At 62.3% G+C, this 25426-nt stretch carries 21 protein-coding genes; 12 read left to right on the forward strand and 9 right to left on the reverse strand.

Annotated features, from left to right (window positions below):
- Positions 1–10: 10 nt before the first annotated feature.
- Genes AB0P14_RS01775 through AB0P14_RS01785 form a run of 3 tightly spaced genes read right to left on the reverse strand, consistent with a single transcriptional unit; the run spans position 11 to position 5908 of the window.
- On the reverse strand, positions 11–1897 hold the full coding sequence (locus AB0P14_RS01775; protein WP_363836915.1) for a DUF5719 family protein: 1887 nt from the start codon (positions 1895–1897) through the stop codon (positions 11–13).
- Positions 1890–5387, reverse strand: a complete 3498-nt coding sequence (locus AB0P14_RS01780; protein ID WP_363838128.1) for a glycosyltransferase family 2 protein — start codon at positions 5385–5387, stop codon at positions 1890–1892. The genes AB0P14_RS01775 and AB0P14_RS01780 overlap by 8 nt, the downstream gene beginning before the upstream one ends.
- Positions 5387–5908 carry a WhiB family transcriptional regulator gene (locus AB0P14_RS01785; RefSeq protein ID WP_363836918.1) on the reverse strand — a complete coding sequence of 174 codons (522 nt, stop codon included), beginning with the start codon at positions 5906–5908 and terminating at the stop codon, positions 5387–5389. Before AB0P14_RS01785 ends, AB0P14_RS01780 begins: the two co-directional genes overlap by 1 nt.
- A 378-nt stretch (positions 5909–6286) precedes the next feature.
- Here AB0P14_RS01785 and AB0P14_RS01790 point away from each other — a divergent pair, with 378 nt between their 5' ends.
- Positions 6287–7114: a TIGR03089 family protein gene (locus AB0P14_RS01790; RefSeq protein ID WP_363836921.1), complete on the forward strand. Its 828-nt coding sequence runs from the start codon at positions 6287–6289 to the stop codon at positions 7112–7114.
- 52 nt (positions 7115–7166) lie between these two features.
- Here the strand turns inward: AB0P14_RS01790 and AB0P14_RS01795 are convergent, their stop codons facing one another.
- A complete protein-coding gene (locus AB0P14_RS01795) occupies positions 7167–7670 on the reverse strand; it encodes a GtrA family protein (protein WP_363836924.1) in 504 nt (167 codons plus the stop codon).
- A gap of 229 nt (positions 7671–7899) precedes the next feature.
- Between AB0P14_RS01795 and AB0P14_RS01800 the strand changes: the two genes are divergently transcribed.
- The 4 genes from AB0P14_RS01800 to manA all read left to right on the forward strand — a co-directional run bounded on the left by AB0P14_RS01800 (position 7900) and on the right by manA (position 12785).
- Positions 7900–9069 (forward strand): 5-(carboxyamino)imidazole ribonucleotide synthase, encoded by a 1170-nt coding sequence (locus tag AB0P14_RS01800; protein WP_363836926.1) that lies wholly within the window; start codon positions 7900–7902, stop codon positions 9067–9069.
- 9 nt (positions 9070–9078) lie between these two features.
- Positions 9079–9711, forward strand: a complete 633-nt coding sequence (purE, locus tag AB0P14_RS01805) for a 5-(carboxyamino)imidazole ribonucleotide mutase (protein WP_363836928.1) — start codon at positions 9079–9081, stop codon at positions 9709–9711.
- A gap of 10 nt (positions 9712–9721) precedes the next feature.
- A complete protein-coding gene (locus AB0P14_RS01810; RefSeq protein ID WP_363836931.1) occupies positions 9722–11353 on the forward strand; it encodes an LCP family protein in 1632 nt (543 codons plus the stop codon).
- A 115-nt stretch (positions 11354–11468) separates the two neighbouring features.
- Positions 11469–12785, forward strand: coding sequence for a mannose-6-phosphate isomerase, class I (gene manA / locus AB0P14_RS01815; protein ID WP_363836933.1), 1317 nt, complete (start codon positions 11469–11471; stop codon positions 12783–12785).
- Positions 12786–13023: 238 nt separating this feature from the next.
- On the opposite strand, the gene AB0P14_RS01820 is transcribed toward manA, so the two are convergent.
- Positions 13024–14028 (reverse strand): peptidoglycan bridge formation glycyltransferase FemA/FemB family protein, encoded by a 1005-nt coding sequence (locus AB0P14_RS01820; protein WP_363836936.1) that lies wholly within the window; start codon positions 14026–14028, stop codon positions 13024–13026.
- A 242-nt stretch (positions 14029–14270) separates the two neighbouring features.
- On the reverse strand, positions 14271–15287 hold the full coding sequence (gene glpX, locus AB0P14_RS01825) for a class II fructose-bisphosphatase (RefSeq protein WP_363838130.1): 1017 nt from the start codon (positions 15285–15287) through the stop codon (positions 14271–14273).
- 239 nt (positions 15288–15526) lie between these two features.
- Between glpX and AB0P14_RS01830 the strand changes: the two genes are divergently transcribed.
- From AB0P14_RS01830 to AB0P14_RS01855, 6 genes are all read left to right on the forward strand, one after another.
- Positions 15527–16192 carry a DUF4245 domain-containing protein gene (locus tag AB0P14_RS01830; protein ID WP_363836939.1) on the forward strand — a complete coding sequence of 222 codons (666 nt, stop codon included), beginning with the start codon at positions 15527–15529 and terminating at the stop codon, positions 16190–16192.
- A complete protein-coding gene (locus AB0P14_RS01835) occupies positions 16189–16848 on the forward strand; it encodes a carbonic anhydrase (RefSeq protein WP_363836942.1) in 660 nt (219 codons plus the stop codon). Before AB0P14_RS01830 ends, AB0P14_RS01835 begins: the two co-directional genes overlap by 4 nt.
- A 150-nt stretch (positions 16849–16998) precedes the next feature.
- The gene (locus AB0P14_RS01840; RefSeq protein WP_363836945.1) at positions 16999–18429 is read left to right on the forward strand and encodes a class II fumarate hydratase; all 1431 of its coding nucleotides are present in this window, start codon (positions 16999–17001) and stop codon (positions 18427–18429) included.
- 306 nt (positions 18430–18735) lie between these two features.
- Positions 18736–19410: a TetR family transcriptional regulator gene (locus AB0P14_RS01845; protein WP_363836948.1), complete on the forward strand. Its 675-nt coding sequence runs from the start codon at positions 18736–18738 to the stop codon at positions 19408–19410.
- A complete protein-coding gene (locus tag AB0P14_RS01850; protein ID WP_363836951.1) occupies positions 19407–21110 on the forward strand; it encodes an MDR family MFS transporter in 1704 nt (567 codons plus the stop codon). Before AB0P14_RS01845 ends, AB0P14_RS01850 begins: the two co-directional genes overlap by 4 nt.
- Before the next feature lie 247 nt (positions 21111–21357).
- On the forward strand, positions 21358–21600 hold the full coding sequence (locus tag AB0P14_RS01855) for a hypothetical protein (RefSeq protein ID WP_363836954.1): 243 nt from the start codon (positions 21358–21360) through the stop codon (positions 21598–21600).
- A gap of 178 nt (positions 21601–21778) precedes the next feature.
- Here the strand turns inward: AB0P14_RS01855 and AB0P14_RS01860 are convergent, their stop codons facing one another.
- Complete coding sequence (locus AB0P14_RS01860; RefSeq protein WP_363836957.1) at positions 21779–22249, reverse strand: NUDIX domain-containing protein; 471 nt, start codon at positions 22247–22249, stop codon at positions 21779–21781.
- Positions 22250–22500: 251 nt separating this feature from the next.
- Positions 22501–23010, reverse strand: a complete 510-nt coding sequence (locus AB0P14_RS01865; RefSeq protein ID WP_363836959.1) for an A24 family peptidase — start codon at positions 23008–23010, stop codon at positions 22501–22503.
- A gap of 59 nt (positions 23011–23069) precedes the next feature.
- Here AB0P14_RS01865 and AB0P14_RS01870 point away from each other — a divergent pair, with 59 nt between their 5' ends.
- The gene (locus AB0P14_RS01870; RefSeq protein ID WP_363836962.1) at positions 23070–23873 is read left to right on the forward strand and encodes a hypothetical protein; all 804 of its coding nucleotides are present in this window, start codon (positions 23070–23072) and stop codon (positions 23871–23873) included.
- Positions 23874–23983: 110 nt separating this feature from the next.
- Here the strand turns inward: AB0P14_RS01870 and AB0P14_RS01875 are convergent, their stop codons facing one another.
- Positions 23984–25315, reverse strand: coding sequence for a PhoH family protein (locus AB0P14_RS01875; RefSeq protein ID WP_363838132.1), 1332 nt, complete (start codon positions 25313–25315; stop codon positions 23984–23986).
- Positions 25316–25426: the final 111 nt, after the last annotated feature.

Below are 25426 nucleotides of genomic sequence, written 5' to 3' on the forward strand. Positions count from 1 at the left end.
TCGGTGTGCTTTAGTACCGGGTGATGATGTTGACGGCTTGGGTCCCGGCCACCGACTGTGCCAGCGGCAAGACCGCAATGCCAGCCGAGCCATCTTGCAACAGCACCTGCGATCCAAAGGCCGGCGCTCCCGAGGCAGAGACCATCACGGCCACGGTTCCGGAGCCCAACAACTTTGCGGGGTCTACTGCGACAGATGTGCCAGCACGCAATTCCACATCTTTACCCTCGCCCAGCACACCGCTGGCAGAAATGGGAACCAGCTTGATGGTGGCGCTACCTTCAACAGCAGCGAACACCAGACTCGATTGCACACCTTCAGGCAGAGTCAGCACGTGAGTGTCACCCAGCCTAGCCGTGGAGGGCGCCAAGGCGAGATCGACGGCGTCGCCCTCTTTGGTGAAGTTGGACAGCCGGACGGCAGCCGCCACCGGCGCGTCTGCGCTCATGGCCAGCGAATAGCTGCCCGCAGGAAGCCCGGCTAGCGAGAGCGTGCTGACCTTGCCCGCGGCAGCGGTGAACACTCCCCCGTTGGGCAAAGCCACCTGGCCGTCAGCGCCGAAGGCCCTGACTTCCAAAACGGCGTCGCTCATGCCGGGGACTGTGACGGCGAGGACCGTGTTGGCGTCGGCATAATCCTTCTGAGCAGTGATCTTCGCGGCATCAGCAGCAGCACGAACCTGCACTCCAGGGATGGCCAACGATGTAGCAGGGGCCTGGACCGGCGCCAAGTAATCGATGCCGCCGGGGGTTAGCCCACGCAGGATCGACTGCTGAATCACGGCACTGACAGGGCCACCCACGCTCTTGACCTGGACGCTGAGTAATTCCTGATCCGGAGCCAGACCCGAAAGCACCACGGACCGCACGGTACCCGGTGCAACGACCAGGCCCTTGCTGCCGGTGGCCTGTACAGGACCATCAGAACCAAACAAATCGAGGGAAACCGTGGCCGGGCTTTGCGAGGAGTTACTCAACATCAAAATAGCGGTGCGCCCCACTGAGGTGCTCGCTCCCGTCAACCACAATTCATTGGCTGGAGCCTGGCACGTTGCGGCGGCCAGTCCGGCGAGGTCACCGTCGCTGGCATCAACCACAACAGATCCGGTGCCCACGCTGCTTGCCTCACCCAACGGGTCCAGGCGCAGCACGGACGGCGCGTTCACGCTTGTCCCACGCAACACCTGGGCCCGAGCCTGGGGCGCCCCGGTCAACGCTGTCGGGGTAGCTGACGGCGTCGCCGCGGGCGTAGCTGGCGCCTTGGACACGGTGTGAAGCGTGGAGAACTTTCCATCCAGTGACTGGATCTGCGCACCCGGCAGATCACCCGTCGAGCCGCTGAGCACCACGGCGTTCAGGGCGCTCTTGGTGCTTGAGGCGTTCGCGGAAAATTCAGGGTCGGCACCGGCTGCGGAACCGGCCAGCAACTGGGTGGGACCTTGGCAGTTCGCCATGGACTCGCCGACCGGCAGCACGTGCGGAACCGGGTCGGTCACCGCTGTAGCATCCACACCAGGAAACAGGCTGCCGGCACCCACAACAGCAACAGCAACAGCGGCTGTGGCAACACCGGCCACAATGGCTGGCCAACGGCGGCGTACAGCTCGCCGGTTGCCCTTCTGGGAGCGGGTCTTTTTCTCAGGCCGGGCAGCTTTCTCTGGCCGAGCTGCCTTCTCTGGCCGGACAGCTTTCTCGGCTCGGCTGGACTTCTGGGCTCGGCCGGACTTCTGGCGCCGGGCGCTGACCTTTTCCTCAGCGGCTACGGGTTCAGTCGCGGCAGGCTTGGTCTCAGCGGTCTTAGCCTCGGCAGACTCAAGCTCAGCAGAGCTCTCAGCAGCGCTGTCCGGGGAACCCTTTGCAGGCAAAATTTCGCCGTTGTTGTCCTTGTTCTCAGGCACCTCTACCAACCCTTTGCAACGATGCTTCATCCCGGTATGCACCGGTGCGGCCGCGACGGGCCCGAACGGGAACAGCCAGCAAGATGGTCAGGCCAAACAGGACCAACTGCACAATAATGAACCAGACACTCAAAGGCTGAACGTAACGAATTTCCAGTGTCCCTGCGGTTTCCGGCAACTCAAATGCCTGGGCCCAGTCCGTATCCACGGCTGTGAGGGCCTTGCCATCGAGCCAAGCCTGCCAGCCCGGATCGGAGCGTTCAGCCAGCACCACGGAGCGACCAGTCGGACCGGCAGCAATATCAGTCTTGACCCCGAGCCCGTCCGACGGCACGGGAGCCAAGGCCTTGCCGGCAGCGTCCACCAAACGAACACGGTTGACCACATCGGTCTCACCCGCGGTGGCATAGGTGGGCTGCACGCGCCACAACCATCCGGATTCGGTGGGCCCAACGCTGTTCAGTCCGGGCACACCTTCAAGTTCATTGGCCAGCAGTTCAGCGGCCGAATCGCCTTGACGCAGCACCACAAAGCCCACACCAAGATCAGTTAACTGAGACCGCGGATCCAGTCCCGAATTCGAGACCAGCGACGCGATAACCTGCTCCAGTTCGGCAGTCGCGGCATCGCTGGGCAGCACCGTTTCCTGTCCCGGAGCGCCGGTAATCCGCGCTGCCGCAAAAATCCCGGAGAGCGAATCCAGCGTGGTACCGTCGCCCTGCATGAGAGCCGCGTCGATGCCACCCTCAGGCATCACAGAGAGCACAATGGTCCGGCTAGCTTCAGGGCCCTTGCCGCGATCGGCAGCCGTGGCCGGGATGGTCCCGGCGGTAGCCGCCTGCACCACGAACGGCCCGGTCAGCGCCGGCGCGGTCCGATCCTGGGAGAACTGTTGCACGGTCCATGCCCCCAGGCTCATCAGCGGGGCTGCCACCAGTGCCACTGACAGCACGACGGCGGTCACTCTCGCAGTCCTGTGCCTCTCGCCTGCCTTGTGGGCCGGGTTGTAGGCGTGGCGATGAACGGCGTCAAAGCCCAGGAGGGCTGCGCCGAGCAGAGCAAAAAACGCAAGCGAAACGGCAGGCCCGTTGAAAGCGGTAACCAAGGTCCCGCCGTCGAACGCGACGGCAATGAACTTCGCGCCGTAAGCCACGGCCAGGGCCAATAGGGCCACACCCCACAGGGTGCGCACCGTGGCGGCGCGACGCAACGGAAGCAACAGGGCAAGCACGGCCGCGGCCACCACCGGGGCGCCAATAATGCCAACGGCAACCCAAGTCCACCACGGCGCCGAAGCCAGCGAGCCTAGACCCAGCATGCCCTCGCTCGCAGTGAGCTGCTCCGGGAAGCCCAGAAGCTGCTGCCACAGCGGTCCCTGGGTGGAGGCCAGCGGGAGTCCCGGATCGGCCAACAGTGCCCGCGGATTTTCCCACGCGGACCAGACAACGGGAAGGAAAAGCGCTGCCGACGGGAGCAAGGACCACCAGATGGTCTTGCCCCGACGCCCCAGCAGCACTGCCGTGAGAAGAACACCCACCGCGGCCACAACAAAGAGCAGCGGCGAGGCTGCCGTCACCACAGCCAGGGCCAGACCGGCAGCCGCGGCGGCCGTCCAGGAGGGGGTGCCAGCCACGCCCGGCCGGCCCATCTTGGACACGGTCGCGTTGGCGGCCGGCCCGGTGACACCTGCGACGGAGCCCGGCACGTTTTCGGGGCTGGTGGCCCCGCCAACGGCACGGATCAACCCGAGCATCACGAGCGGAATCAGGACATGGGCCAGCAGCGCGCCCACACGACCCTGGCCCATGGCGAGCAGCAACATGGGGGCACCAGCCCAGGCGAACCCGGCCACAATGCGCGGCCAGCGGCGCAGCGTCAACGCACCGGCGGCTAGCCAGGCAGTGAACCCTGAGAGCGGCAAGGCCAGCAACACCAGCCACAAGACCGCGACGGAGCCGCTGCCGCCCAGCGCACTGAGCAGTACGAGCACAAAGTTGAAGGGGTTACCGCGGCCGGGCAGGCCAGAACCAAGGGAAACCCACCAGTCGGTAGCGTGCTGCCACACCGTGCCGAGCTCGCTCGAAACCGGCAGCAGGGCTCCACCCACCAGGGCCGGAACGCCGAGGAAGCGCGACAAGGCCACCAAGGAAAGAACAGCCAGAACAGCTACGAGGGCTAGGGCACTGACAATCGGTGCGGTCTTGCTGGCAGCCAGCGGAGCCACGCTTTCACGGTGGGCTTCACCGGTGGGCTCCAAGATGGAGGGCCCATGCATGATTTCTTCCGGCGCCGAGTCGTCCGGGCCGACGGCTTCACGCAGTGATTTCAAATGTTCGCGTTGCGTGTCCTTCTCCACCCGCAGGGCTCTGTTGACCGAGCGGCGTTGGGTTCGGGTTGCTGCCATCGCGGCCCGGCTACGACGTAGGGCCAGTGGCCGCATCAGACCGACGCAGGTGGCGACGAACATGCGCACCGCATGGCCGGGAGCTTTTAGGACAAAGCCAGCCATGAGCCAATAAATAGCGGACAGGAAGGTGCCTACCGCCAACAGCGGAACAGCCCATGCCGGGGCGTGCTTGAGGCGTAGAAATATGCTGGCCTTGCGAGCGGCTACGGCCGATCCAACGCCGTTGGGTCGGTGCACTACGTGGAACATGTGGGCGGCGGGAACTACCAGGACTCGGTCACCGGCCATGCGGACGCGGGCACAGAAATCTAGATCGTCGCCCGGGCCAAGAAGGGCCGGGTCAAAGCCGCCCAGTTTTTCAAAGACGTCACGGCGAACCAGCATGCCCGCGGTGTTGACAGCAAACTTATCGGTGTAGTGGTCGTACTGGCCCTGATCTTGTTCGTCCAGACCCACGAGTGCAAAGCGGTCAAAGTACCTGTTGGTTTCCAGACCAACATCCACCAAGCGACGGTGGTTGTCCCAGTCCAGCTGCTTGCAACCAACCACTGTGGCCGTGGTGGCGCGCTCGGTGGCCTCAAGGAGTAACTGCAGCGCGTCGGGCGCCGGCGCGGCGTCATCTTGCAGGAGCCAGATCCACTCGTTGGAGCCAGCAGCGCCGGGGGCGGAGCTGCTGCCGGAGGTGCTGGCGGAGGTTTCTGCGCTGGTGGGTCGCTCGTCGTGGAGGACTCCCACTGCGCCCGCTTGAGGGTTCTCTGCCGAAGCTATCGAGTCTGAACCTGCCGAGCTGGACGGCGCTCTAGAACGCGACGGCACAATGGCACCGGTACGCAGACGCTTTTGATGCTCGAGCACGGCGTTGACGGCGTCGCCGTAGCCCTTGCGAGCTTCCAGCGAGATCACATGGCGTTCGCCGAGTTCCTTGCGCAGTAACTCCCCCGAGTTATCGCTGGAGGCGACGTCTGCGCCCAACACTTGATTTGCCGGACGTGTCTGCGCGGCCAAAGCGGCCAGGACTGTGGGGAGATAGGCACCGCCGTTGTGGGCAACCAGAACGGCCGTGACTTTTACTGCTTCAAGAATTAGACCGCTCGCTTCCGCAGCCGCCGGCGCTCACGCTCCGACAGTCCGCCCCAGATTCCAAACCGTTCATCATTGGCCAAAGCATATTCAAGGCACTGTGCTTTGACATTGCATGCGCCGCACACTTTCTTCGCGTCCCGGGTGGAACCGCCCTTTTCAGGGAAGAACGCCTCCGGATCGGTCTGTGCGCACAATGCATCAGTCTGCCAGCCTAGTTCACCTTCATCGCTGAAATCATCACGCTGACCCAAAAGGCCGATCCAAATCGGGTCATTATCCACTCCAGCGACTTCAGTGGGATGGGCCGTGAGCGGCTCGTCATCCTCATGAGAGGTCAGGAAAGCTGTTGCCGCGTCCTCGAGGACCTGACGGTTCTCCCGTTCATGGAACGCCGCGGCATCCGGGTCAGCCGGGTCTACGTACCAATCGGTGGGCACACCCCGTGAACGGTAAGCGGAAGCGGCTTGTGCCTCAGTCGTATCGTCGCGAAATTTCTCCACACTCAGCTGCGCTTGCCCCATAATCGTCCTCCGGAATGTTGCCGCCGACACTGCCAACCAAAATTGAGGTTCCCACGATGTGCGGATTGCAGTGCCTTTACGAGCGGTTCGTGCGTCTAATTACATCCATGTAAGTCCCTCACGTCAAGCGGGCCGGAGATGATAACTACCTTCAGGGCCGAACATGGGCCACGCCACGCCCGGCAATTTCATATCAATACATTCATGCGTTTCGGCGACCTCTGGCCAAAAAACCCGTGTTCTTGCGCGGAACTGGCCGTTTTTTGGAATTCACCGAGAATTCACAGAATGCCTTCTGTAAGGCACGTCACGTCACAAAGGGATTTTGTCCAATCGATGGAGATCACTGTGGCGGTCACCGTGGCAAAATGAGATGCCATGGACCTGTCTGCGAACACCCCCACCCAATTGCTGCACGCTTTGCGCAGCAACAACCCCACCTCACCCCGGCTGACCTGGTACGGCCCTGACTCCGAGCGCGTGGAATTTTCCGGCCGAGTGTTGGATAACTGGGTGGCTAAAACCGCCAATTATTTAGTGGACGAGCTCGACGCCGAACCAGGTACGGTGATTGCCTTGGACCTGCCGCTGCACTGGCGGTCCTTGGTTTGGATGCTGGCGACCTGGGCCGTGGGCGCCACTGCGGTCACCGCTGATGGGGCTGCGGCTTCCGCTGGCGCTGGTGGATCGGGCAAGGAAGTCTCGGGCATGCAAGTCTCGGGCACTGACGCCAACATCATTGCTACCGCGTCGCCCGAGGTTGTGCACAGCCAACTATCCGGTGCCAAGGGCGATCCCCTCGTGGTGGCTGTGGCTCTGCCTGCCCTGCAAATGCGCTGGATGGGAGAGCTTCCCCCGCGCACTCTGGACTATTCCGGTGATGTTCGTTCGCATGCGGATGTGTTTTTTGCCGATGCCGAAGCTGAGGCCACAGACATCGCTTGGCGACACGTGGCAAAGGACAGCAGCACCCAAGAAACCAGTTACGCCCAGCTCCTAGCCGGAGGAGAGGAACTTCTGTCCATCCCGGGAACGGTGTTAGCTGCGCAACCACAGCGGGTTCTGCTGCAAGCCAAGGAAGGGTGGGCCGCCGTCGTGCATGACGCCTTGAAGAATTGGGCGGCCGGTGGTTCAGTGGTTCTGCTCGGGGACGGGGTGGGCGTCTCGGAGACGGTGCGAGCCAGCGAAAACATCACTCTGGGCTAACGCCGGCGCCAACACCGGCACCGGCACCAGCACCAGCACCAGCACGGAAAGCTTAGGCTTCGCGGTCGGCCTGGATGAGTTTATGGTCCTCCGTGTAGCCGGGTTCCGCGTCGAGCTCTTCGGTGAAAACCCAGAAGCGGTAGGCGAAGAAGCGGAAGATGGTGCCCAGGACTAGGCCTACCACTGAGCCGGAGATGAAGTCGGCCGTGGTGGATTCGAAGCCGAGAACCCAGTGGGAGATGTACACGCACGCTGCGGCGATGCCCATGCCAATGCCGTTCATGACGATGAACAAGAACACTTCGCGGAACATATTGGCCTGGCGGCGGTGACGGAAGGTCCAGTAACGGTTGGCCAGCCAGGAGAAGACGGTGGCCACGGCGGCTGAGATGATCTTCGCCTTGGTGGGGTGTCCGGCCATGCTGCCGTTGAGTAGCCACAGGTAGATGCCGGTGTCGATGACGAACGCAACGCCGCCGACGACGCCAAATTTTGCTACTTCTCGCCAAAACAGGCCCATCAGGCCTTTAATGCGGTCAACTATCTTCTGAAACATGGTCCTCCGTCGGGCGTTACGGCCAAAAACGGATGATTCGCGCTGCAGCCTCTGCTAAAAATTCTAGGCCACAATTCTATGCCGCCCGTGCTCGATAGGCCCGACAAAGCCATTTTTGCTGCCCAACGGCGGTGTGGGGACCGCTTTGGGGGACCTTGTCCACAGCCCCGAAAAGCCCGCCAGCAGTGCAAAGCAAGCATCCGGCCAGACTTTCGGTACGCTGGGGACTGTGACTTTCCCTGTAATCGGTGTGGTGGGCGGCGGACAGCTGGCCCGCATGATGGCCCCTGCCGCCGTGGCCCTTGGTTTTGATTTGCGAGTTTTGGCGGAAGCCCCCGACGTTTGTGCGGTGCCCGTGGTGGCCCATGCACCCGTGGGTGACTACAAGGATTTGGCGACCCTGCGTGAGTTTGCTCGCGGCGTGGACGTGCTCACCTTTGACCATGAACACGTCCCCAACGAGCACCTGCAGACGCTGATCGCCGAAGGCGTCAACGTTCAGCCGCGCCCCGACGCGCTGGTCAACGCCCAGGACAAGCTCGTGATGCGGGCTGCGATTGAGCGCCTGGGCCTGCCTAACCCGGCATGGTCCGCCGTCGCTTCCCCTGCTGAGATCACAGCTTTCGGCGACACACACGGCTGGCCCGTGGTGTTGAAGATGCCCCGTGGTGGTTACGACGGCAAGGGCGTGAAAGTGCTGCGTTCTTCTTTGGATGCCGATGCTGCCGCCGACTGGTTCGATGCCATGAACCCGCTGCTGGTGGAGGAGATGGTGGACTTCTCCCGCGAGCTTTCCGCTCTGGTAGCCCGCACTCCCTCGGGTGAGTCCCGCGCCTGGCCCGTGGCCGAATCCATCCAGGTGGAGGGTGTGTGTGATGAGGTCATCGCCCCGGCTCCCTCCATCCCCGACGACGTCGCCGCCACCGCTCAGTCCGCAGCACTGCGGATCGCCAACGAGCTCGGCGTCACCGGCGTCATGGCCGCCGAACTCTTCGAAACCCCCGGCCGCGCGCCAGGCTTCCTCATCAACGAGCTCGCCATGCGCCCGCACAACACGGGGCACTGGACCATGGACGGTGCCGTGACCGGCCAGTTCGAACAGCACCTGCGTGCCGTGCTGGATCTGCCATTGGGTGCCACCGACGCGTTGGGTTCCATTGTGGTCATGAAGAATTTCCTTGGCGGCGCCAACCAGGACCTGTTCAGCGCTTACTCGACCGCCTTGGCCGCCGAGCCCACCGTCAAGGTCCACAGCTACGGCAAATCCGTGCGCCCCGGCCGCAAGATTGGCCACGTCAATGTGATCGGTTCCACGCACGACGACGTCACCGCCGTCCGTGCCCGCGCCACCACCGTGGCAAACATCATCCGTGACGGCCACAATCGTGACGGAAAGTAAGGACTTCTCATGAGCAACAACAACGCCACTGCCCCTGTTGGCACTCCTCTGGTTGGCATCGTCATGGGTTCCGATTCGGACTGGCCCGTCATGGAGGCAGCAGCTGCAGCGCTGTCCGAATTCGGTATCCCGTTCGAGACGGATGTGGTCTCTGCCCACCGCATGCCCACCGAAATGATTGCCTACGGCAGCAACGCCGCGGCTCGTGGCCTGCGCGTCATCATTGCCGGTGCTGGCGGGGCAGCCCACCTGCCGGGCATGCTGGCCTCCGTCACAACACTTCCCGTGGTAGGCGTGCCCGTCCCACTGAAGACCCTCGACGGCATGGATTCATTGCTTTCGATCGTGCAGATGCCAGCTGGAGTTCCCGTGGCCACTGTGTCCATTGGTGGCGCTCGCAACGCCGGCTTGTTGGCCGTGCGCATGCTGGCCAGTGGTACGGATGCACTGGCCACCGAGCTGGCTGCCAAGCTCGCCGACTTTGCCCAGTCACTCAATGACCAGGCCTCCGCCAAGGGAGCTGCCCTGCGGGAAAAGGCCGGGAAGACCTATCCTTTGGCCGTGCTCCCACAGACTGGCGTCTCGGAATCCGGCATCCTGGAGTCCGGCGTCCCGGCGACCGCCGGACCTACAGAAGGATAAACGCCTGCGCATGAGCTTCAGCAGTCCTAAGGTTTCGCGGCCCTCAAACCGTCCGCCCCTGTTGACCAACCCGGCCCGCTTCCCGGAACCGGCGTCGGCACCCGTGCGCTCAAAACGGGCCTGGATCTTGCTCGTGCTGACACTTTTCCTGCCAGGCTCGGCCCAACTGGTGGCCGGGAACAAGCGCATAGGCCGGATAGCTTTGCGCTGCACTTTCGTGGTATGGGCATTGGTGATTGCCGCCGTCGTACTTGTCCTGGTCAACCGTGAAGCGCTCCTGAACCTCTTCACCAACCCGTACTCATCCCTGCTCATCATCATTGTGATGGTGGCTGTGGCGGTGGGCTGGGCCATCATGTTCCTCAACACGCTCAAGATCATTAGGCCCAGTTTGCTGGCGCCGGGCATGCGCGGCATGGTGTCCATCGCCATGGTGGTGCTGATGGTGCTGACCACCGGAACTCTGGGCTACGGAGCTTTCCTGATCAACTCTGGGCGCAATGCCATCTCCAGTATTTTTCAGGCCGGCCCCGACATGAAGCCGGTGGACGGCCGTTATAACTTCCTGCTTATGGGTGGCGATGCGGGCGAGGATCGAGCTGGGCGGCGACCGGACTCCATTATGGTGGTCAGCGTCGATGCCAAGACCGGTCAGGCAGCGACCATCAGCATCCCCCGTAATTTCCAGAACGCGCGTTTTGAAGCCGACTCTCCACTCTGGGGCGTCTACCCGGACGGCTATAACTGCGGCGATAACTGCATCATCAACTTCCTGTACAGCGACGTGACCAATAACCATCCCGATCTATATCCGGGCGCAAGCGATCCCGGTGCCAACGCCATGATGGATGCCGCTGGCGGTATTTTGGGGCTGACCATTCAGGGCTACGTCCTGATTGACATGGCGGGCTTCTCCAACCTTATTGACGCCCTGGGCGGGGTCACTGTGAATGTTGGCGGATGGGTGCCGATCAGTGGTGACGACGTCAACGGCACCGGCGATCATCTGCCACCCACCGGTTGGATAGCCCCCGGCGTGCAAAAGCTCGACGGCTACCACGCACTCTGGTTTGCCCGCTCGCGTGAATGGGTGCTCGAATACAACCGTAGTCAGCGTCAGCAATGCATCCAGGCCGCCATGCTGGCCCAGATGGACCCAGCCACCATCTTCACCAAGTTCAGTGCGTTGGCGGACGCCGGCGCCAAGGTTGTGGAATCGGACCTGCCAGCCGGGCAGTTGGGCGGCTTCGTCTCACTGGCACTGAAATCCAAGTCGCACTCCCTGTCCCGTCTGACCATTGGGCCACCGGACTTCGACAAGGACTTCCCCACGTACCCGGACTTTGATGTGATCCATCAGCGTGTGCAGACCCTGCTCAATCCCCCCGCAGCGAAAGAGCCGGCACCTGAGGGCCCTGCTTCCCAAGCCCCGGCCTCCGATGCACCCGCAGCTGACACTCCCGCCCCCGACGCCCCTGCGCCCGAAGTACCCGCAGCTCCGGTGCCTGAGGCACCTGCTCCGGAGGCGCCGTCGGACGGTCCAGAAATCACCGCCGAGTATCTGCAGCAGCTGGCCATCAATGGCGACGCCGTGACGCTCGGGGCGCTTTTGTCCAACAACGGAACCTGCTCCCCGGGCTAAGCTCGCTAGGTTGAGCCGGCTGTGCTCAGCTCGCTATTCCGGCGTCATGCCAGTCATTTTCAATCGATCTACAGCTTGTCTTAGACCAGTTGTCGTAGACCAGGAGAAATCTCTTATGTTTGCACTGACGAACGTCACCCGCGACTACCCCTGGGGTTCGGCAACGGCCATTGCCGAGTTGTTGGGCACCGAGCCCAGCGGCGGTCCGGAAGCTGAATTATGGATGGGTGCGCATCCGGATTCGCCGTCGGTCGCGGCCACCCCCGACGGTCCTGTGCCGCTGGATCAGCTGATTGCCGAACATCCGCTCGCGGCGCTCGGTGCGGATGTGCACGCGGCTTTTGGGGCGAAACTGCCGTTCCTGGCCAAGCTTCTCGCCGCCGATCAGGCTCTGTCTCTGCAAGTTCACCCCACTTTGGAGCGGGCTCGGGAGCGCTTTGCGGCGGAAGAGGCAGCGGGTGTGCCGCACGATGCTGCCCACCGCAGCTATAAAGACCCCAACCATAAGCCGGAGATGATTCTGGCGCTGACTCCCTTCCAGGCCCTCTGCGGGTTCCGTCCGTGCGCTGAAGCCGCGTCACTGTTCCGTGCCGTCGCTGCGGCCATCACAGCTATGGGTGCTCAGGTTCCGGAGCTGTTGAGTCAGGTCGAGATGACGTTGAACTCGCGCATGATTGCCCCTACATTGGTGCGCCGAGCCTTCGAAGCGCTGGTGAATGGCGGAGCCGAGACCAAGGCTTTGGTGGAGCTGGCCGCGGAGGCCTTGACTGCTTCGTTTGGTAGGGATCTAGCGGGTAGGGATTTAGCGGGCGGGAGCCTGAATTTAGCTGCCGATGGGCTGCCCGACAACGCTGAGGCATCGCTGCGCACCGTGGTGGAGCTGGCACGGCAGTATCCCGGCGACGCCGGTGTGCTGGTCTCGCTTTTGCTGAACAGGGTTTCCCTCATGCCAGGTGAAGCGATCTACCTTCCGGCCGGCAATATCCACGCCTACTTGAGCGGGTTAGGTCTGGAGGTCATGGCTTCTTCCGACAATGTGCTGCGCGGTGGGCTCACCGGCAAGCACGTGGACGTCCCGGAATTGATGGCCACCGTGGATTTCAATCCCGGCGCCGTGCCTGTGGTTCCCACCCGCACTACTGACCTGGGACAGCATCTCTGGGAACCGCCGTTCAGCGAGTTTGTACTCCAGCGGGTGGAAATCTCGGCTGGCTCGGATCCCGTGCCGTTGCTGCAGAACGGTCCCCTGCTGGTGCTGGCGCTTTCGGGCTCCGTGCTGCTGGACTCCCCTCGCAGCGACATGGTCTTGAGCCGTGGCGGATCGGTATTTGTTCCTGCCGCAGAGAACCCGGTGATGGTTCACCCGCATGTGGTTGCTGGCGTTCCCAGCGACACCCCGGCAGTGGTTTTCGCCATTACCGTGGCAGGCTGACGCGCTTCTCGGTCCGTCGTCCAGCGCCACTGCTCGAGCGTCTATGTGTTGTACGTTTCCTGCCATTTTTCGGTCTTTTGCTTCTCACGATTCAAGCAACGATTCTGTGTCACCGTTTCGTGGACGGTTTGATCCGTTTTTGGGCTCCAAACGTACATCAAATGAACACTCGCCGAGCTCGAGCCACGATCGGAGCCAGCTCGCCCGGTGATCCATCCGCCCGGAGCCCGGAAACCGCCTAGCGCTTGAGCACTCCGCGGGCCTTGCGCAGTGCGCGACGAGCCAGCGGCAACGCCTTGGCAAACACCGGGTACAGCGGCGAAAGTCCCAGATCCCAGGTACCGGCCAGCATGTTCTCGTGGTCAGCGAAGCCGAACTTGAACTTCGAGACCCCGTCATTGAGCAGGCCGTTGAAGTCGTAACGGGTGATCCCCCGGGCCTTCATTTCCTGGATGGCCAGCCATTTCAGCGAGAAGTTGGCCCGCAGCGTGCTGCCTTCCTCGGTCATGCCACCATAGAGCTCAAAAGCGGTGGTATCGCTCGCGGCAAGCCAGAGGAAGGCCACTAGTTTCTCCCCGTCGAACGCGCCGTAAATGGGCGATCCCTCGCCGAGGTTCTTCAGGATGTCGCTGTAGTAACCGTCCTCGTGGATGCCAAACTCGGCGCGCTGGGCAGTTTCCCGGTACACGGCCATGCACTGCGGGACCTCGGCGGGCGTCACGGCGCGGTATTCCAGCGCTTCCCGGCTCGACTTACGAATATACTGGCGCGTCTTTTTGCTCATCGCGGCCAGCAATTCATCTTCGGTACGGCTCAGATCCAGAATCAGCGTGCGAGGAATCAGGATGGTGCTGGCGCTGGGAGTCCAGCCAGTGGCTGGCAGGGTCGCCACAGCCACCGTCGCCGCGTCCCAATCCGGTTCAATGCTCAGGGCCACAGATTTGTGGGTTCCCTTGACGTAGCGTCCGACGACGTCCAGCACCTCGTGCTCTCGGCCCGGCTCGGCCTGTGGTCCCCTCGCCAGGTACGCCAAGGAGCGGAACGGGAACGGCAGGGCGCGCAGCAGAATCTGGGCGGAACCTACCAAGGTTTCGCCATCTTTTACGAGGACCCGGTCAACGCTCCAGTTGTGGGCGGCTTTGGTCTCGCCCCACCCCCACAGCTGCATGGGGTGTCCCAGCTGTGAGTTCACAGCGGCATCCCACTCGTCACGGACATGGCAAGGCACAACACTTAAAGTCATGCTTCAACCCTACCGGCTGCCGCGGCTAGAGAGGTGCCGGCCGGGCGGGTGGTATGGGAGTGATCCCGTCACAATAGGCCTAGAGCGCCAGGTCCCGGAGCGGGGATGGCGTGATTTCCTTCCCTCGCTTCGCAAGCTCAGCGGGGAACCCTCGGAAATCACTTAGCAGGTCGCCCCGCGACCGCGGAAATCTTACTGCCCGCGAGGGACCTGGCGCGAAGCGGCTAACGCTGGAGCGAAAGTTAGCTGCGGCGTGCGTAAGTCTCCCACTTGGCAGCCTGGTGTTCGCCCTCAACAAAGCGGACGGTGCCGGACTTCGAACGCATCACGATTGACTGGGTCAAGACGCGGCCCTTGTCGTAGCGCACGCCGCGCAGCAGATCACCATCGGTGATGCCGGTGGCTGCGAAGTAGCAGTTGTCGCTGGTGACCAGATCGTTGGTGGACAAAACGCGGTCCAGGTCGTGTCCGGCGTCGATCGCTTTCTGCTTTTCGTCGTCGTCGGTGGGCCAGAGTCGGCCCTGGATGACGCCGCCGAGGGTCTTCATGGCACAGGCGGCCACGATTCCTTCGGGGGTTCCGCCGATTCCCATCAGCGCGTCAACGCCGGTGCCGGGGCGCACGGCAGCAATGGCGCCAGCTACGTCGCCGTCGAGAATGATTTTGGTACGGGCGCCTGCGTCCCGGATTTCCTGGATCAGCGGCTGGTGGCGGTCACGGTCCAGCACCATGACGGTGAGCTGGTTGATCTTCACGCCCTTGGCCTTGGCGATCAGGTGCAGGTTTTGCTTGACCGGCAGACGCAGGTCAACCATGTCGGCAGCTTCGGGGCCGGTCACCAGCTTCTCCATGTAGAACACGGCGGAGGGGTCGAACATGGTGCCACGCTCGGCAACAGCCAACACAGCCAAAGCGTTGTTGATGCCCATGGCGGTCAGGCGGGTGCCATCGATCGGATCCACAGCCACGTCACATTCGGGGCCGGAGCCGTCGCCTACCACCTCGCCGTTGTACAGCATGGGGGCTTCGTCTTTCTCGCCTTCACCAATGACCACGACACCATTGAAGTGAACGGTAGAAAGGAGGGAGCGCATGGCGTCAACGGCTGCGCCGTCGGCGAGGTTCTTTTCGCCAAAACCAACCCAGTGGCCGCCTGCAATGGCGGCGGCTTCGGTCACACGGACCAGCTCGAGCGCTAGGTTGCGGTCCGGTTCGTCGTCGCCCACGGCCAAGGACCGGGACAGCTGCGAATAATCCATCTGTGATGCGTTTTCAGGCACGTATAAACCCCATTGTTTAGGTAGGCGCAGTTTTTGCTTTGCGCATGTGCGCGCATGTCTGCCGTTTTCTTGCCTACCTAAGTAATCATAGGTGAAATGACGCAGCCCCACCCAGTGAGGTGCGCCACAGGGCCGCCCAGGGTGACCTGCCCCGTCATATCTGGTCTGTCATACCTGCCCTGTCATATCTGGCCTGCCATATCTGGGAAGATGGTTGAGTGAGTGATTCCAGCCCTACCCCGCCCTTCAAGCCTTCCATCGCCGCCGGCGCCGCAAAACGCGCCAACGCCTCGGTGATTGGCATGTTCTTGGCCATCTTCTCCACCATTGCCATAGTTTTGACAGTAGTTTGGCTCAATCCACAGCAAAAAGCGGAGACGTACCGCTCGAACATCGACGTTTCCGCGGTAGCCAACCATGCTACTGACACCGCTGGATTCACCCCTGTGGCACCGGAGCTCCCTGATGGCTGGTACGCCAATTACGCACGGTGGAATCCGGCCGGGGCCGACGGCGTGGCCTTCTGGGACGTAGGTTACGTAACCTCAAGCAACACTTTCATCGCGCTACGCCAGTCCATCACCGCCAACCCCACATGGATTGCTGATCAGTCCCAGCATGCTGCGGTGACCGGCAGCCGAACCGTCGACGGGCATGACTGGGAGCTGCGTGATAAACCTAAGGGGGACCGCAGCCTGGTCCTGGTCGACGGCAAGGACACGATTGTGCTGACCGGTGCCGCCGATTTCGCAGACTTCGACTTCCTAGCCAAAGCGGCGACGGACTCACTGAACACCGCACACGCACCAGCAACATCAAGTCCCGCGGCCGCTCCGGCACCCAAAGACGCCAGCATTCCAACTACGAAGGGCAATAACTCATGACCGGTGGAGAAGACGGCAACATCAACGCAATTACAGCCCACCCTCACACGCCTGCGGAGGCTTGGGGCACGCTGATGGCTGGCAACGCCCGATTTGTGGCGGGCACGTCCAACCACCCCAACCAGGATGCGGCCCGGCGGGCCTCACTGCTGTCCACCCAGCACCCCTTCGTCCAGATCTTCGGTTGCTCGGACTCGCGCCTGGCCGCTGAGATCATCTTCGATCTGGGCCTCGGCGACGCCTTTGTGGTCCGCACCGCCGGCCACGTGGTTGACAACACCGCCCTCGGTTCGCTGGAATACGGCGTGGAATACCTGGACGTGCCACTCATTGTGGTGCTCGGCCACGACAGCTGCGGTGCCGTCACCGCCACCAAGAACGCCGTGGACACCGGGAACATGCCCGCCGGATTCGTCCGCGACCTCGTGGAGCGCATCACCCCCTCGGTGCTCGCTTCCCTGCGCAAGGACAAAAAAAGCACCGTCAACAACATGGTGGAGGAACACGTCAAGCAGACGGCCGCCCGCCTCGTGGAGAACTCCCCCATCATCGCCAGCGCCGTGGCCCGTCAGCGCACCGCCGTGGTGGGCCTGACCTACCGCCTCAATGACGGCACCGCTGACCTCGTGTACAGCAACGGTTCCATCCACCAGTAACCCGCTTTTGGGGAGGCCCGACGCCGGAACGCAAGTCCCGCCGTCGGGCCTTCTTTGTGTGTGGCTGGGCAGGCGCGCCACGCAACCGTTTATGGCTACGGTTGCGGCTCTGGTTTTCGGCTCTGGGCGCGGCGGCGATATGGTGTAGATATGACTGAAACTGCCGCGGCTACCGCACAAGAATTCCGTATTGAACATGACACGATGGGCGAGGTCCGGGTTCCGGCTAACGCACTCTACAGCGCGCAGACCCAGCGTGCCGTTGAAAACTTCCCGATTTCGGGCATGACATTGGAGTCTGCCCACATCGCTGCACTGGCGCGCATCAAGAAGGCTGCCGCCACCACCAACGCCGAATTGGGTGTGCTCGACGCTGAGCTGGCCCGCGCCATTGAGGGTGCAGCCGACCTCGTGGCCGCCGGGAATTTCGACGGTGAGTTCCCGATCGACGTGTTCCAGACCGGTTCCGGAACCTCCTCCAATATGAACATGAACGAGGTCCTGGCGACCCTGGCCAACCGCGCGCTCGTTGCCGCCGGTTCCGAGAAGGTCGTCCACCCGAACGACCACGTGAACGCTTCACAGTCCTCCAACGACGTGTTCCCCACCTCCGTCCACGTCGCTGCAACCTCCGCCCTGATCAACGATCTGATCCCGGCGCTGGCACACCTGGCCGAGTCGCTGGAGCGCAAGGAAGCCGAATTCGCCACAGTGGTGAAGTCGGGACGCACCCACTTGATGGATGCCACCCCCGTCACGCTGGGTCAGGAATTCGGCGGCTACGCTGCCCAGATCCGCTACGGCATCGAGCGCGTTGAGTCCTCGATCGCCCGCGTGGCAGAGGTTCCCCTGGGCGGCACCGCCGTCGGCACCGGCATCAACACCCCGGCCGGCTTCCCGCAGCGCGTCATCGCCCTGCTCGCCCAAGATACCGGCCTGCCGCTGACCGAAGCCCGCAACCACTTCGAGGCCCAGGCCAACCGCGACGGCCTCATCGAAGCCTCCGGCCAGCTGCGCACCATCGCGTACTCGATCATGAAGATCAACAACGACCTGCGCTGGTTGGGCTCCGGCCCCAACACCGGCCTGGGCGAGATCAACATCCCCGACCTGCAGCCCGGCTCCTCGATCATGCCCGGCAAGGTCAACCCGGTCATCTCCGAGGCAGCCATCATGGTCGCCGCACAGGTCATCGGCAACGACACCACCATTGCCCTGTCCTCCACCAACGGCGCGTTCGAGCTGAACGTGGGCATCCCGGTCATGGCCTCGAACCTGCTGCAGTCGATCCGCCTGCTGACCAACACCTCACGCGTCATGGCCGACAAGATGATCGACGGCCTGACCGCGAACGTTGAGCGCGCCCGCTTCCTGGCCGAGGCTTCACCGTCCATCGTGACGCCGCTGAACAAGTACATCGGCTACGAAAACGGCTCCAAGATCGCCAAGCACGCCATCAAGGAGGGCCTGACCATCCGTGAAGCCGTGCTGGCCCTGGGCTTCGTTGACCGCGGCGAAATCACATTGGAGCAGCTGGATAAGGGCCTGGATGTTCTGGCCATGACGGTCGCACCGAAGTAACAACACTCCTTATGCACTAAGAGAGTCACCGAGGGACCCGCCGCGAGCTTGCGAGTAGTGGGAGGTGGCGAACGGCGGGAGGTTGCCTTTTTACAAAGGTAACCTCCCGCCGTCGTATATTAAGCAGTTGAAAGATCCGTGGGCACTCCGGGGCAGCTATTGCCTTTGCCTCTGGTCTGCCACGGGCGAATGGCAACCACTACCCCCGCCCCAGCCCCGCCTGCGCCTGCGCCCGAAAAATTGCATGACCAAGCTCACATCACGAGGATTTTGCACTTTTCCAAAGATAGTGCAAACTTTTACTTTGTGACTGAAAGTGCAAATTCCTGTCAGGCCCAGGGCCTGCGTGCCCGCAAACGCGAGGCCACCCGCTCCGCCATCACCAAGGCGGCGCGGATCCTTACTGCGCAAAAAGGCCTCAACGGCTTCACGATTGAAGCGTTGTGTGAAGAAGTTGGCATCTCCCGGCGGACGTTTTTCAACTACTTCCCGTCCAAGGAAGACGCCATCATCGGCCACCTGCTGGACGAATTCCCTGCCGGTGCCATCGCCGACTTCCTGGCCGGGGGCTCCGAAACGGGCGTCGAACGCGGCCCCCACGGCCTGAGCGTCACGCTCCTGCAGGACCTGTACACGTTGACCTGCGCCATGGTTGAGGAGCTGAATTTCACCCGGGAACATTTTCATGAGCTCCTCGCGGCCATGAAGAAGGAACCGGCTCTCATGATGAAGGTGATGGGCGGCGCCCACGAGCGTGAGCGGGAATTCACTGACCTGATCATCCAGCGCGAGGAACTCCCGCCGGATGACCCAGTCGCCGGCATAGCGGCAGCACTGTTCGGCAGTTGCTCCCACCGCACCAGCCAGGTGTTCTTTTCCGAAGAAAATACCGTCCCCTACGAGCATCTGCTGCGGGACAACCTCCTCGCAGCCCAACAACTTTTCACCTTTTCTCACTTGACCCTTGAAGGGACTCCATGAGTACCGCCGTAAAAGCAGGGCAACCACTCCTGCTGACCCAGAAGAGAATCTGGATCATTTTCTCCGCGCTGATTGCCGGAATGATGCTTTCCAGCCTCGACCAGACCATCGTCTCCACCGCCATGCCCACCATTGTGGGCAAGCTCGGTGGCGTGGAGCACCAGACATGGATCACCACCGCGTACCTGCTGGCCACCACCATCGTGATGCCCATCTATGGCAAATTGGGTGACATCCTGGGCCGGAGGAACTTGTTCCTGGCTGCCATTGCCATCTTCACGCTGGCCTCCATTGGCTGTGCGTTTGCCACCGACTTCACAGGCTTCGTCATCTTCCGCGCCATGCAGGGCCTCGGTGGCGGCGGTTTGATGATCCTCTCCCAGGCCATCATCGCTGACATTGTTCCAGCCAATGAGCGCGGCAAGTACATGGGTCCGCTGGGCGCCATCTTCGGCCTCTCCGCCGTTGCCGGTCCCCTGTTGGGCGGCTACTTTGTGGACCACTTGACGTGGGAATGGGCCTTTTACATCAACATCCCGATCGGCATTGCGGCCTTCATCGTGGCATTCTTCGCACTGACGCTGCCTGCTAAGAAGGCCACTCAGAAGATTGACTTCATGGGCGTGGTGCTCCTATCAATCGCCACCACGTGCCTGATCTTCTTCACCGACTTCGGCGGCAAGCCCGACGGCTGGACCTCCCTGACCACTTGGTCTTGGGGAGCCGGCATGATCGTCGCTATTGCGCTGTTCATCTTCACCGAAGCACGCGCCGAAGACCCCATCATCCCGCTGTCGCTGTTCAAGAACCCAATCTTCTTGAACTCCACGGCCATCGGATTCGTTCTGGGTATGGGCATGTTTGCAGCCATCGCGTTTGTGCCCACATTCCTGCAGATGTCCACTGGCACCTCAGCCGCCGTCTCCGGACTGTTGATGTTGCCCATGATGGTGGGCCTGATGGGAACCTCCATCTGGTCCGGTATCCGCATGTCCAAGACCGGCAAGTACAAGTCGTTCCCGATCATCGGTTCAGCGCTGACCATCCTCGCCATGCTGTGGCTGACCACGTTGTCCGCCGAGACGCCCATCTGGATCATTTGTGCGCAGCTGTTTGTCTTCGGAGCCGGCCTCGGCTTTATCATGCAGATTGTAGTGATCGTGGTGCAGAACTCGGTTCCGCCGGCCCAGCTGGGTACCGCCACCAGTACAAACAATTACTTCCGTGAAGTAGGTTCTGCGTTGGGCGTGGCCATCTTCGGGGCCATGTTCACCACCCGTCTGGCCCAGGCGCTGACCGAGGTCTTCATCGCTGGCGGCGCATCGCCGGAAGAGGCTGGTGGTGCGATGTCCACCCTTGACCCGCAGGAGCTCCACAAGTTGCCGCAGGTCATTCAGGACGGCATCGTCGACGCCTACGCCAACTCCCTGGCACCGGTGTTCTGGTACCTCATCCCGTTCATGGTGGTAGCACTGGTTTTGGCCCTCTTCATGAAGGTCATTCCGCTCTCTGACACCTCCGGCATGGTGGCTCGCGGCGAGGCGGTGGGTGGTGCCGAAGCTGAACGGCTGGAGGCCGAGCGCGCTGCTGGCACCCCTGCTACTTCCGTTGCTTGTACCCCTACTACTTCCGCTGCCGACGGCACCGACACGCTGCTGCTGACCAAGGATGCGCCCGAGGAAACCCCGGACAAACCGTAAGGCTTTAGCAAATGGCGCGTGCCGCCGTCGTACTTCTCCCAGTACGACGGCGGCACGCGCCATTGGTGCTTAACCCCCCTTTGCAGCCAGCAACTAATGCGCCCGTTGCAGCCAGCAACGATTGATCGGTGGTTAGCCACCAAAGTCGCGGTGTAACTACCGATCTCGGGGCTAACACCCGTTCAGTTGTCGGCGACTTGTGAAGATGCGCGATTTACCCCACTCGCAGCCGCTGACGCAAGCCCCTATGGCACGAGCACGGCACCAGCAGCCTGTGGTTGACTCGGTAATTGACTACCGAGGGGATGCGATGGATTACGACACAGTTGAGCTGCTGGTCGGTGTCGTTTTGGCGCTGGTGCCAGTTGCTGTTCTGGTGGTCGCGGGATTGTGGTGCCTGAAGGCGCCCACCAAGCGAATGCCCTGGTTCTTTTTCCTGGGCCCGGTGGCATCTGTGATTTCAGCTGGACCGCCGGATCACTGGCACTGACTTTGTTTCCGCCACCCTATGACGCTTACTTTGACAGTGGCCTCGGCTTGGACTTGCGTGGCATGATCATCACTTTCGGGGCCATGGCGGGCGGGGCAGCAGGCATCGTGACCTCGATAGTCTTTTGCGTACTGAACCTGATTCGGCAATGGATCCGGTCGCGGACAGCGGCTAGCGGCTAGCGCTGGAAGTGTGGCTCTCCAGTAAACGCCAGAGCCCGCTCAATACAGGCCAGATGGCCGGGGCGCAATGGCGGAAGCTCGTCGATGGCGAACCAGCCCACGGCGAGGGATTCGTCGTCGTTCACGCGGGCGGTGCCACTGACATAACGGCAGATGAACTCAACGTTCAGGAAGTCGCAAACATCGCCGTTGGGGAACGTCACAGGACCCACTGACGCGACCCCCAGCAGGTGCTCAATCCGCGCCACCACGGCTGTTTCTTCAAAGATTTCGCGCACTAGGCCCGGGCCTGGCTCCTCCCCCGGTTCCAGGATCCCGGTGATGAGCGCCCAGCCGCCGGTGTCGGAACGTTCGCCGAGCAGGACGCGTCCGTCGCCGTCAAAGACCACGCCGCGTACTCCCGGAAGCCAGAGCGGGTCGTGGCCGATTTTCTTGCGGAGGTTGACGATGAAGTCCGGTGATCCCATGGATTCAGCCTATCCTGATGGCAACCCACACGGTCCTGCTGCTTAACTTCGCCCAAAGTGTTCGAAGCTGCGTACCGTTTGCCGGTAACCACGCGCAGCTCCAAGAGTGGCGCATGGCTACGGGTTAACGGTGCGCAGGCGCAAAGTGGCCCGGATACCAAAGGCATCCGGGCCACGCGGGCAACAGGCATAACGGGCATACGGCGCCACCGGGCGGCCCGAGCACCGCTACAGCGTGGCGCCACACTAGTTCAAACGGGCAGCACCAGCATGGTCACCAACGTACCGGCGAGCATGGCCGGGCCAAACGGGATGGCAGATTGTGCTGTGCCGCGGCGGCTGACGATCAAAAGAACGCCCCACAGTCCCCCTGCCACAAAGCCAGCGGCCACCCCGAACACCACATGCTGCCAACTCAGAAATCCAAGGAACAGGCCCAGAACCCCGGCCAATTTCACATCCCCAAACCCCATCCCGGCCGGATACACAACCCAAAGCAGCCAATACAGCGCCGCCATGGCGAGTGCGCCGCCCGCGGTCCGGAGAGCATGCCCGGGCGTCCCTGCCAGCAACGCGGCCGACACTAGCAATACCCCGGCAATGGGGTACGCCGGCAGCACATAGCGATTCGGGAGGGTGTGGGTGCGGATATCAATGACGCTCAGCACCACCGCCAGCCACAGCAGATAGAGGCTCGCGGCTAGGGCACAAAGCAGCGCCAGCGCATTGCTCTCCCACAGATCCATCAGCCGAGTGACCATAGCGCGATGCTACCAGCGCCCCGGCCGCCCGGTGCTGGCTGCGGGGCTAAGCTGTGGATATGAGCGCCACCTCTTTCACCGCCGATACTTTTCGACATCTCTGCCGTTCCTCGCCCTGGCGTTGGCAGACCCTTCGCTTTGAGCTGCACCGAAAGTTTCCCATCGCGCCCGACGGCGGACCCGGGAACAGTTGGGTGCCGGGATCGTCCGCGGGGGTGAGCGATCCTGTCCTGGCGCTGAACTGCTGGGTGCGCCGTCCCGGTGCGTTGCGCGTGGAGACCCTCGATGGCAAGCTGTTAGCCAGCACCACCAAGATTAACGAGTCGCGGGATTCGCTGTTCATCAGTGGAAACCGCAAGCCGTGGCTGCTCCCTCCAGCCCTGGTGAATCCGGTGAAGGACTCCGATGGTTTCGTGGTTCGCCGTCCCGAGGCGCTCTATGGGGAACCGGCTTATGGCTCCGGCCGGGCTGCCGCAGCGCTGGACCCGGTGGAATTGGCCGGAGAGCGCCCCGTCCCGCTCGAAGCGCCTTTCGCCAACGTTGCTGAAATTAGGGACATTGCCACCCTCAGCCATCAAGGACGGGCGGCAGTTGAAGCTGTTCTGACACCGAACACCAGCTACCGGCCCCTCTTCGCCGATGCTCCCCTGCTATTTCCGGGACGTACCGCTGTTCGGATCGACATTGAAACAGGCATTTGTGTGGCCTCGCAGTCCTTAGATGGCGAAACGGCCGGTGCCGGGCATTGGATGGTGCTGCAAGGGATTGACGAATACATGCTTGATGACCTCTTCGAGGAGGTCAGCATGGGCCTGACCGATGTCCGTTCCCACATTCCTTGGGATCTAGGCCCAACAGCTTAGATGCTGATCCTCACCGTGTAGTCTCTGGGCCCTGCCGGCTAATTCGATTTGCCACTTAACGTTCATGTTCAAACGTCAACATTAAGTGGCACGTCGAATTCAGCCAGAGTTTAGATCTCGGCGCGCTCCAGCAGTTCCGTCACGAGCGCTGCGATGGGTGAGCGTTCCGAGCGGGTCAGTGTCACGTGACCAAAGAGCGGGTGTCCCTTGAGTGTTTCCACCACGGCAGCCACGCCGTCATGCCGGCCTACCCGCAGGTTGTCGCGCTGGGCGACATCGTGCGTCAGCACGATCTTGGAGCGCTGACCAATACGGCTCATGACGGTCAGCAAGACGTTCTTCTCCAGGGACTGCGCTTCATCAACAATGACAAAGGAATCGTGCAAGGAGCGTCCGCGGATGTGGGTCAGCGGCAGCACCTCCAGCAAGCCCCGTTCCATGATCTCCTCCATCAGCGTGTCTGAAACCACCGAGCCGAGCGTGTCAAAGACCGCCTGCGCCCACGGGTTCATCTTCTCGCTTTCGGAGCCGGGCAAGAAGCCCAGTTCCTGCCCGCCCACAGCGTAGAGCGGTCGGAATACCACCACTTTGCGGTGTTCGTTGCGTTCCAACACGGCTTCAAGACCGGCACACAGCGCCAAGGCGCTCTTACCGGTGCCGGCCCGGCCGCCCAGAGAAACTATTCCTACTTCCGGGTCCATCAACAGATCCAGGGCCAGCCGTTGCTCTGCGGAGCGCCCGTGCAGACCAAAGACTTCCCGGTCCCCACGCACTAGCCGGACTTGCTGATCTGCACCGACGCGTCCTAACGCCGAGCCACGGTTGCTGGTGATGACCAAGGAGGTGTTGACCGGCAGCACGGCGGCTTCGGGGACGGGCACCGCCTCATGGTTGTACAGGGCTGCCATCTCTGCTTCGGTGACCTCGACCTCATCAACTCCGGTCCAGCCCGAATCCTGCACCAGCTCGTTGCGGTATTCCTCCGCGGACAGCCCCAGCGCGGAGGCCTTGACGCGCATCGGTACATCTTTGGAGACCACCGTGACGTTGTGGCCTTCGTTGGACAGGTTCTTGGCCACGGCCAGAATGCGTGAATCGTTGTCCATCCCGCGCATACCCGGCGGCAATACCTCGAGGGATACGTGGTTGAGTTCCACGCGGAGCGTGCCACCGTCGCGCCCTATGGGAACGGGGGAAGCTAGGCCGCCGTGATCGGTGCGCAGGTCATCCAAGAGTCGCAATGCCGTGCGGGCAAAGTAGCCCAGCTCAGGATCGTGGCGCTTGCCTTCCAATTCGGAGACCACCACGATCGGCACCACCACCTGGTGTTCGGCGAAGCGGGTGATGGCACGGGGGTCAGACAACAAAACCGAGGTGTCAATGACGTACGTGCGCAAATCCGTCGCGGTGTGCGCAGGTTCTGCATGCTGCTCAAGGTTCATGGTTTCGACCACGTTACGCTCCAGCCCTCCGGACTCGCAAACGTCCGGATCTCAATCGGTACGTCGGGCGGAGTTGCCCTCCGTTGACTCCAAGCTACGCCGCCTCAGCAG

Source organism: Specibacter sp. NPDC078709 (genome assembly GCF_040686795.1).
In the GTDB taxonomy this organism is placed as follows: Bacteria; Actinomycetota; Actinomycetes; order Actinomycetales; family Micrococcaceae; genus Specibacter.

Coding starts and splice junctions, on each gene's coding strand:
- AB0P14_RS01785 (WP_363836918.1), bottom strand. CDS start 5,908: ATGGGGCAAGCGCAGCTGAGTGTGGAGAAATTTCGCGACGATACGACT.
- AB0P14_RS01790 (WP_363836921.1), top strand. CDS start 6,287: ATGGACCTGTCTGCGAACACCCCCACCCAATTGCTGCACGCTTTGCGC.
- AB0P14_RS01795 (WP_363836924.1), bottom strand. CDS start 7,670: ATGTTTCAGAAGATAGTTGACCGCATTAAAGGCCTGATGGGCCTGTTT.
- purE (WP_363836928.1), top strand. CDS start 9,079: ATGAGCAACAACAACGCCACTGCCCCTGTTGGCACTCCTCTGGTTGGC.
- AB0P14_RS01810 (WP_363836931.1), top strand. CDS start 9,722: ATGAGCTTCAGCAGTCCTAAGGTTTCGCGGCCCTCAAACCGTCCGCCC.
- manA (WP_363836933.1), top strand. CDS start 11,469: ATGTTTGCACTGACGAACGTCACCCGCGACTACCCCTGGGGTTCGGCA.
- AB0P14_RS01820 (WP_363836936.1), bottom strand. CDS start 14,028: ATGACTTTAAGTGTTGTGCCTTGCCATGTCCGTGACGAGTGGGATGCC.
- glpX (WP_363838130.1), bottom strand. CDS start 15,287: ATGGATTATTCGCAGCTGTCCCGGTCCTTGGCCGTGGGCGACGACGAA.
- AB0P14_RS01835 (WP_363836942.1), top strand. CDS start 16,189: ATGACCGGTGGAGAAGACGGCAACATCAACGCAATTACAGCCCACCCT.
- AB0P14_RS01840 (WP_363836945.1), top strand. CDS start 16,999: ATGACTGAAACTGCCGCGGCTACCGCACAAGAATTCCGTATTGAACAT.
- AB0P14_RS01850 (WP_363836951.1), top strand. CDS start 19,407: ATGAGTACCGCCGTAAAAGCAGGGCAACCACTCCTGCTGACCCAGAAG.
- AB0P14_RS01855 (WP_363836954.1), top strand. CDS start 21,358: ATGGCACGAGCACGGCACCAGCAGCCTGTGGTTGACTCGGTAATTGAC.
- AB0P14_RS01860 (WP_363836957.1), bottom strand. CDS start 22,249: ATGGGATCACCGGACTTCATCGTCAACCTCCGCAAGAAAATCGGCCAC.
- AB0P14_RS01865 (WP_363836959.1), bottom strand. CDS start 23,010: ATGGTCACTCGGCTGATGGATCTGTGGGAGAGCAATGCGCTGGCGCTG.
- AB0P14_RS01870 (WP_363836962.1), top strand. CDS start 23,070: ATGAGCGCCACCTCTTTCACCGCCGATACTTTTCGACATCTCTGCCGT.
- AB0P14_RS01875 (WP_363838132.1), bottom strand. CDS start 25,315: ATGAACCTTGAGCAGCATGCAGAACCTGCGCACACCGCGACGGATTTG.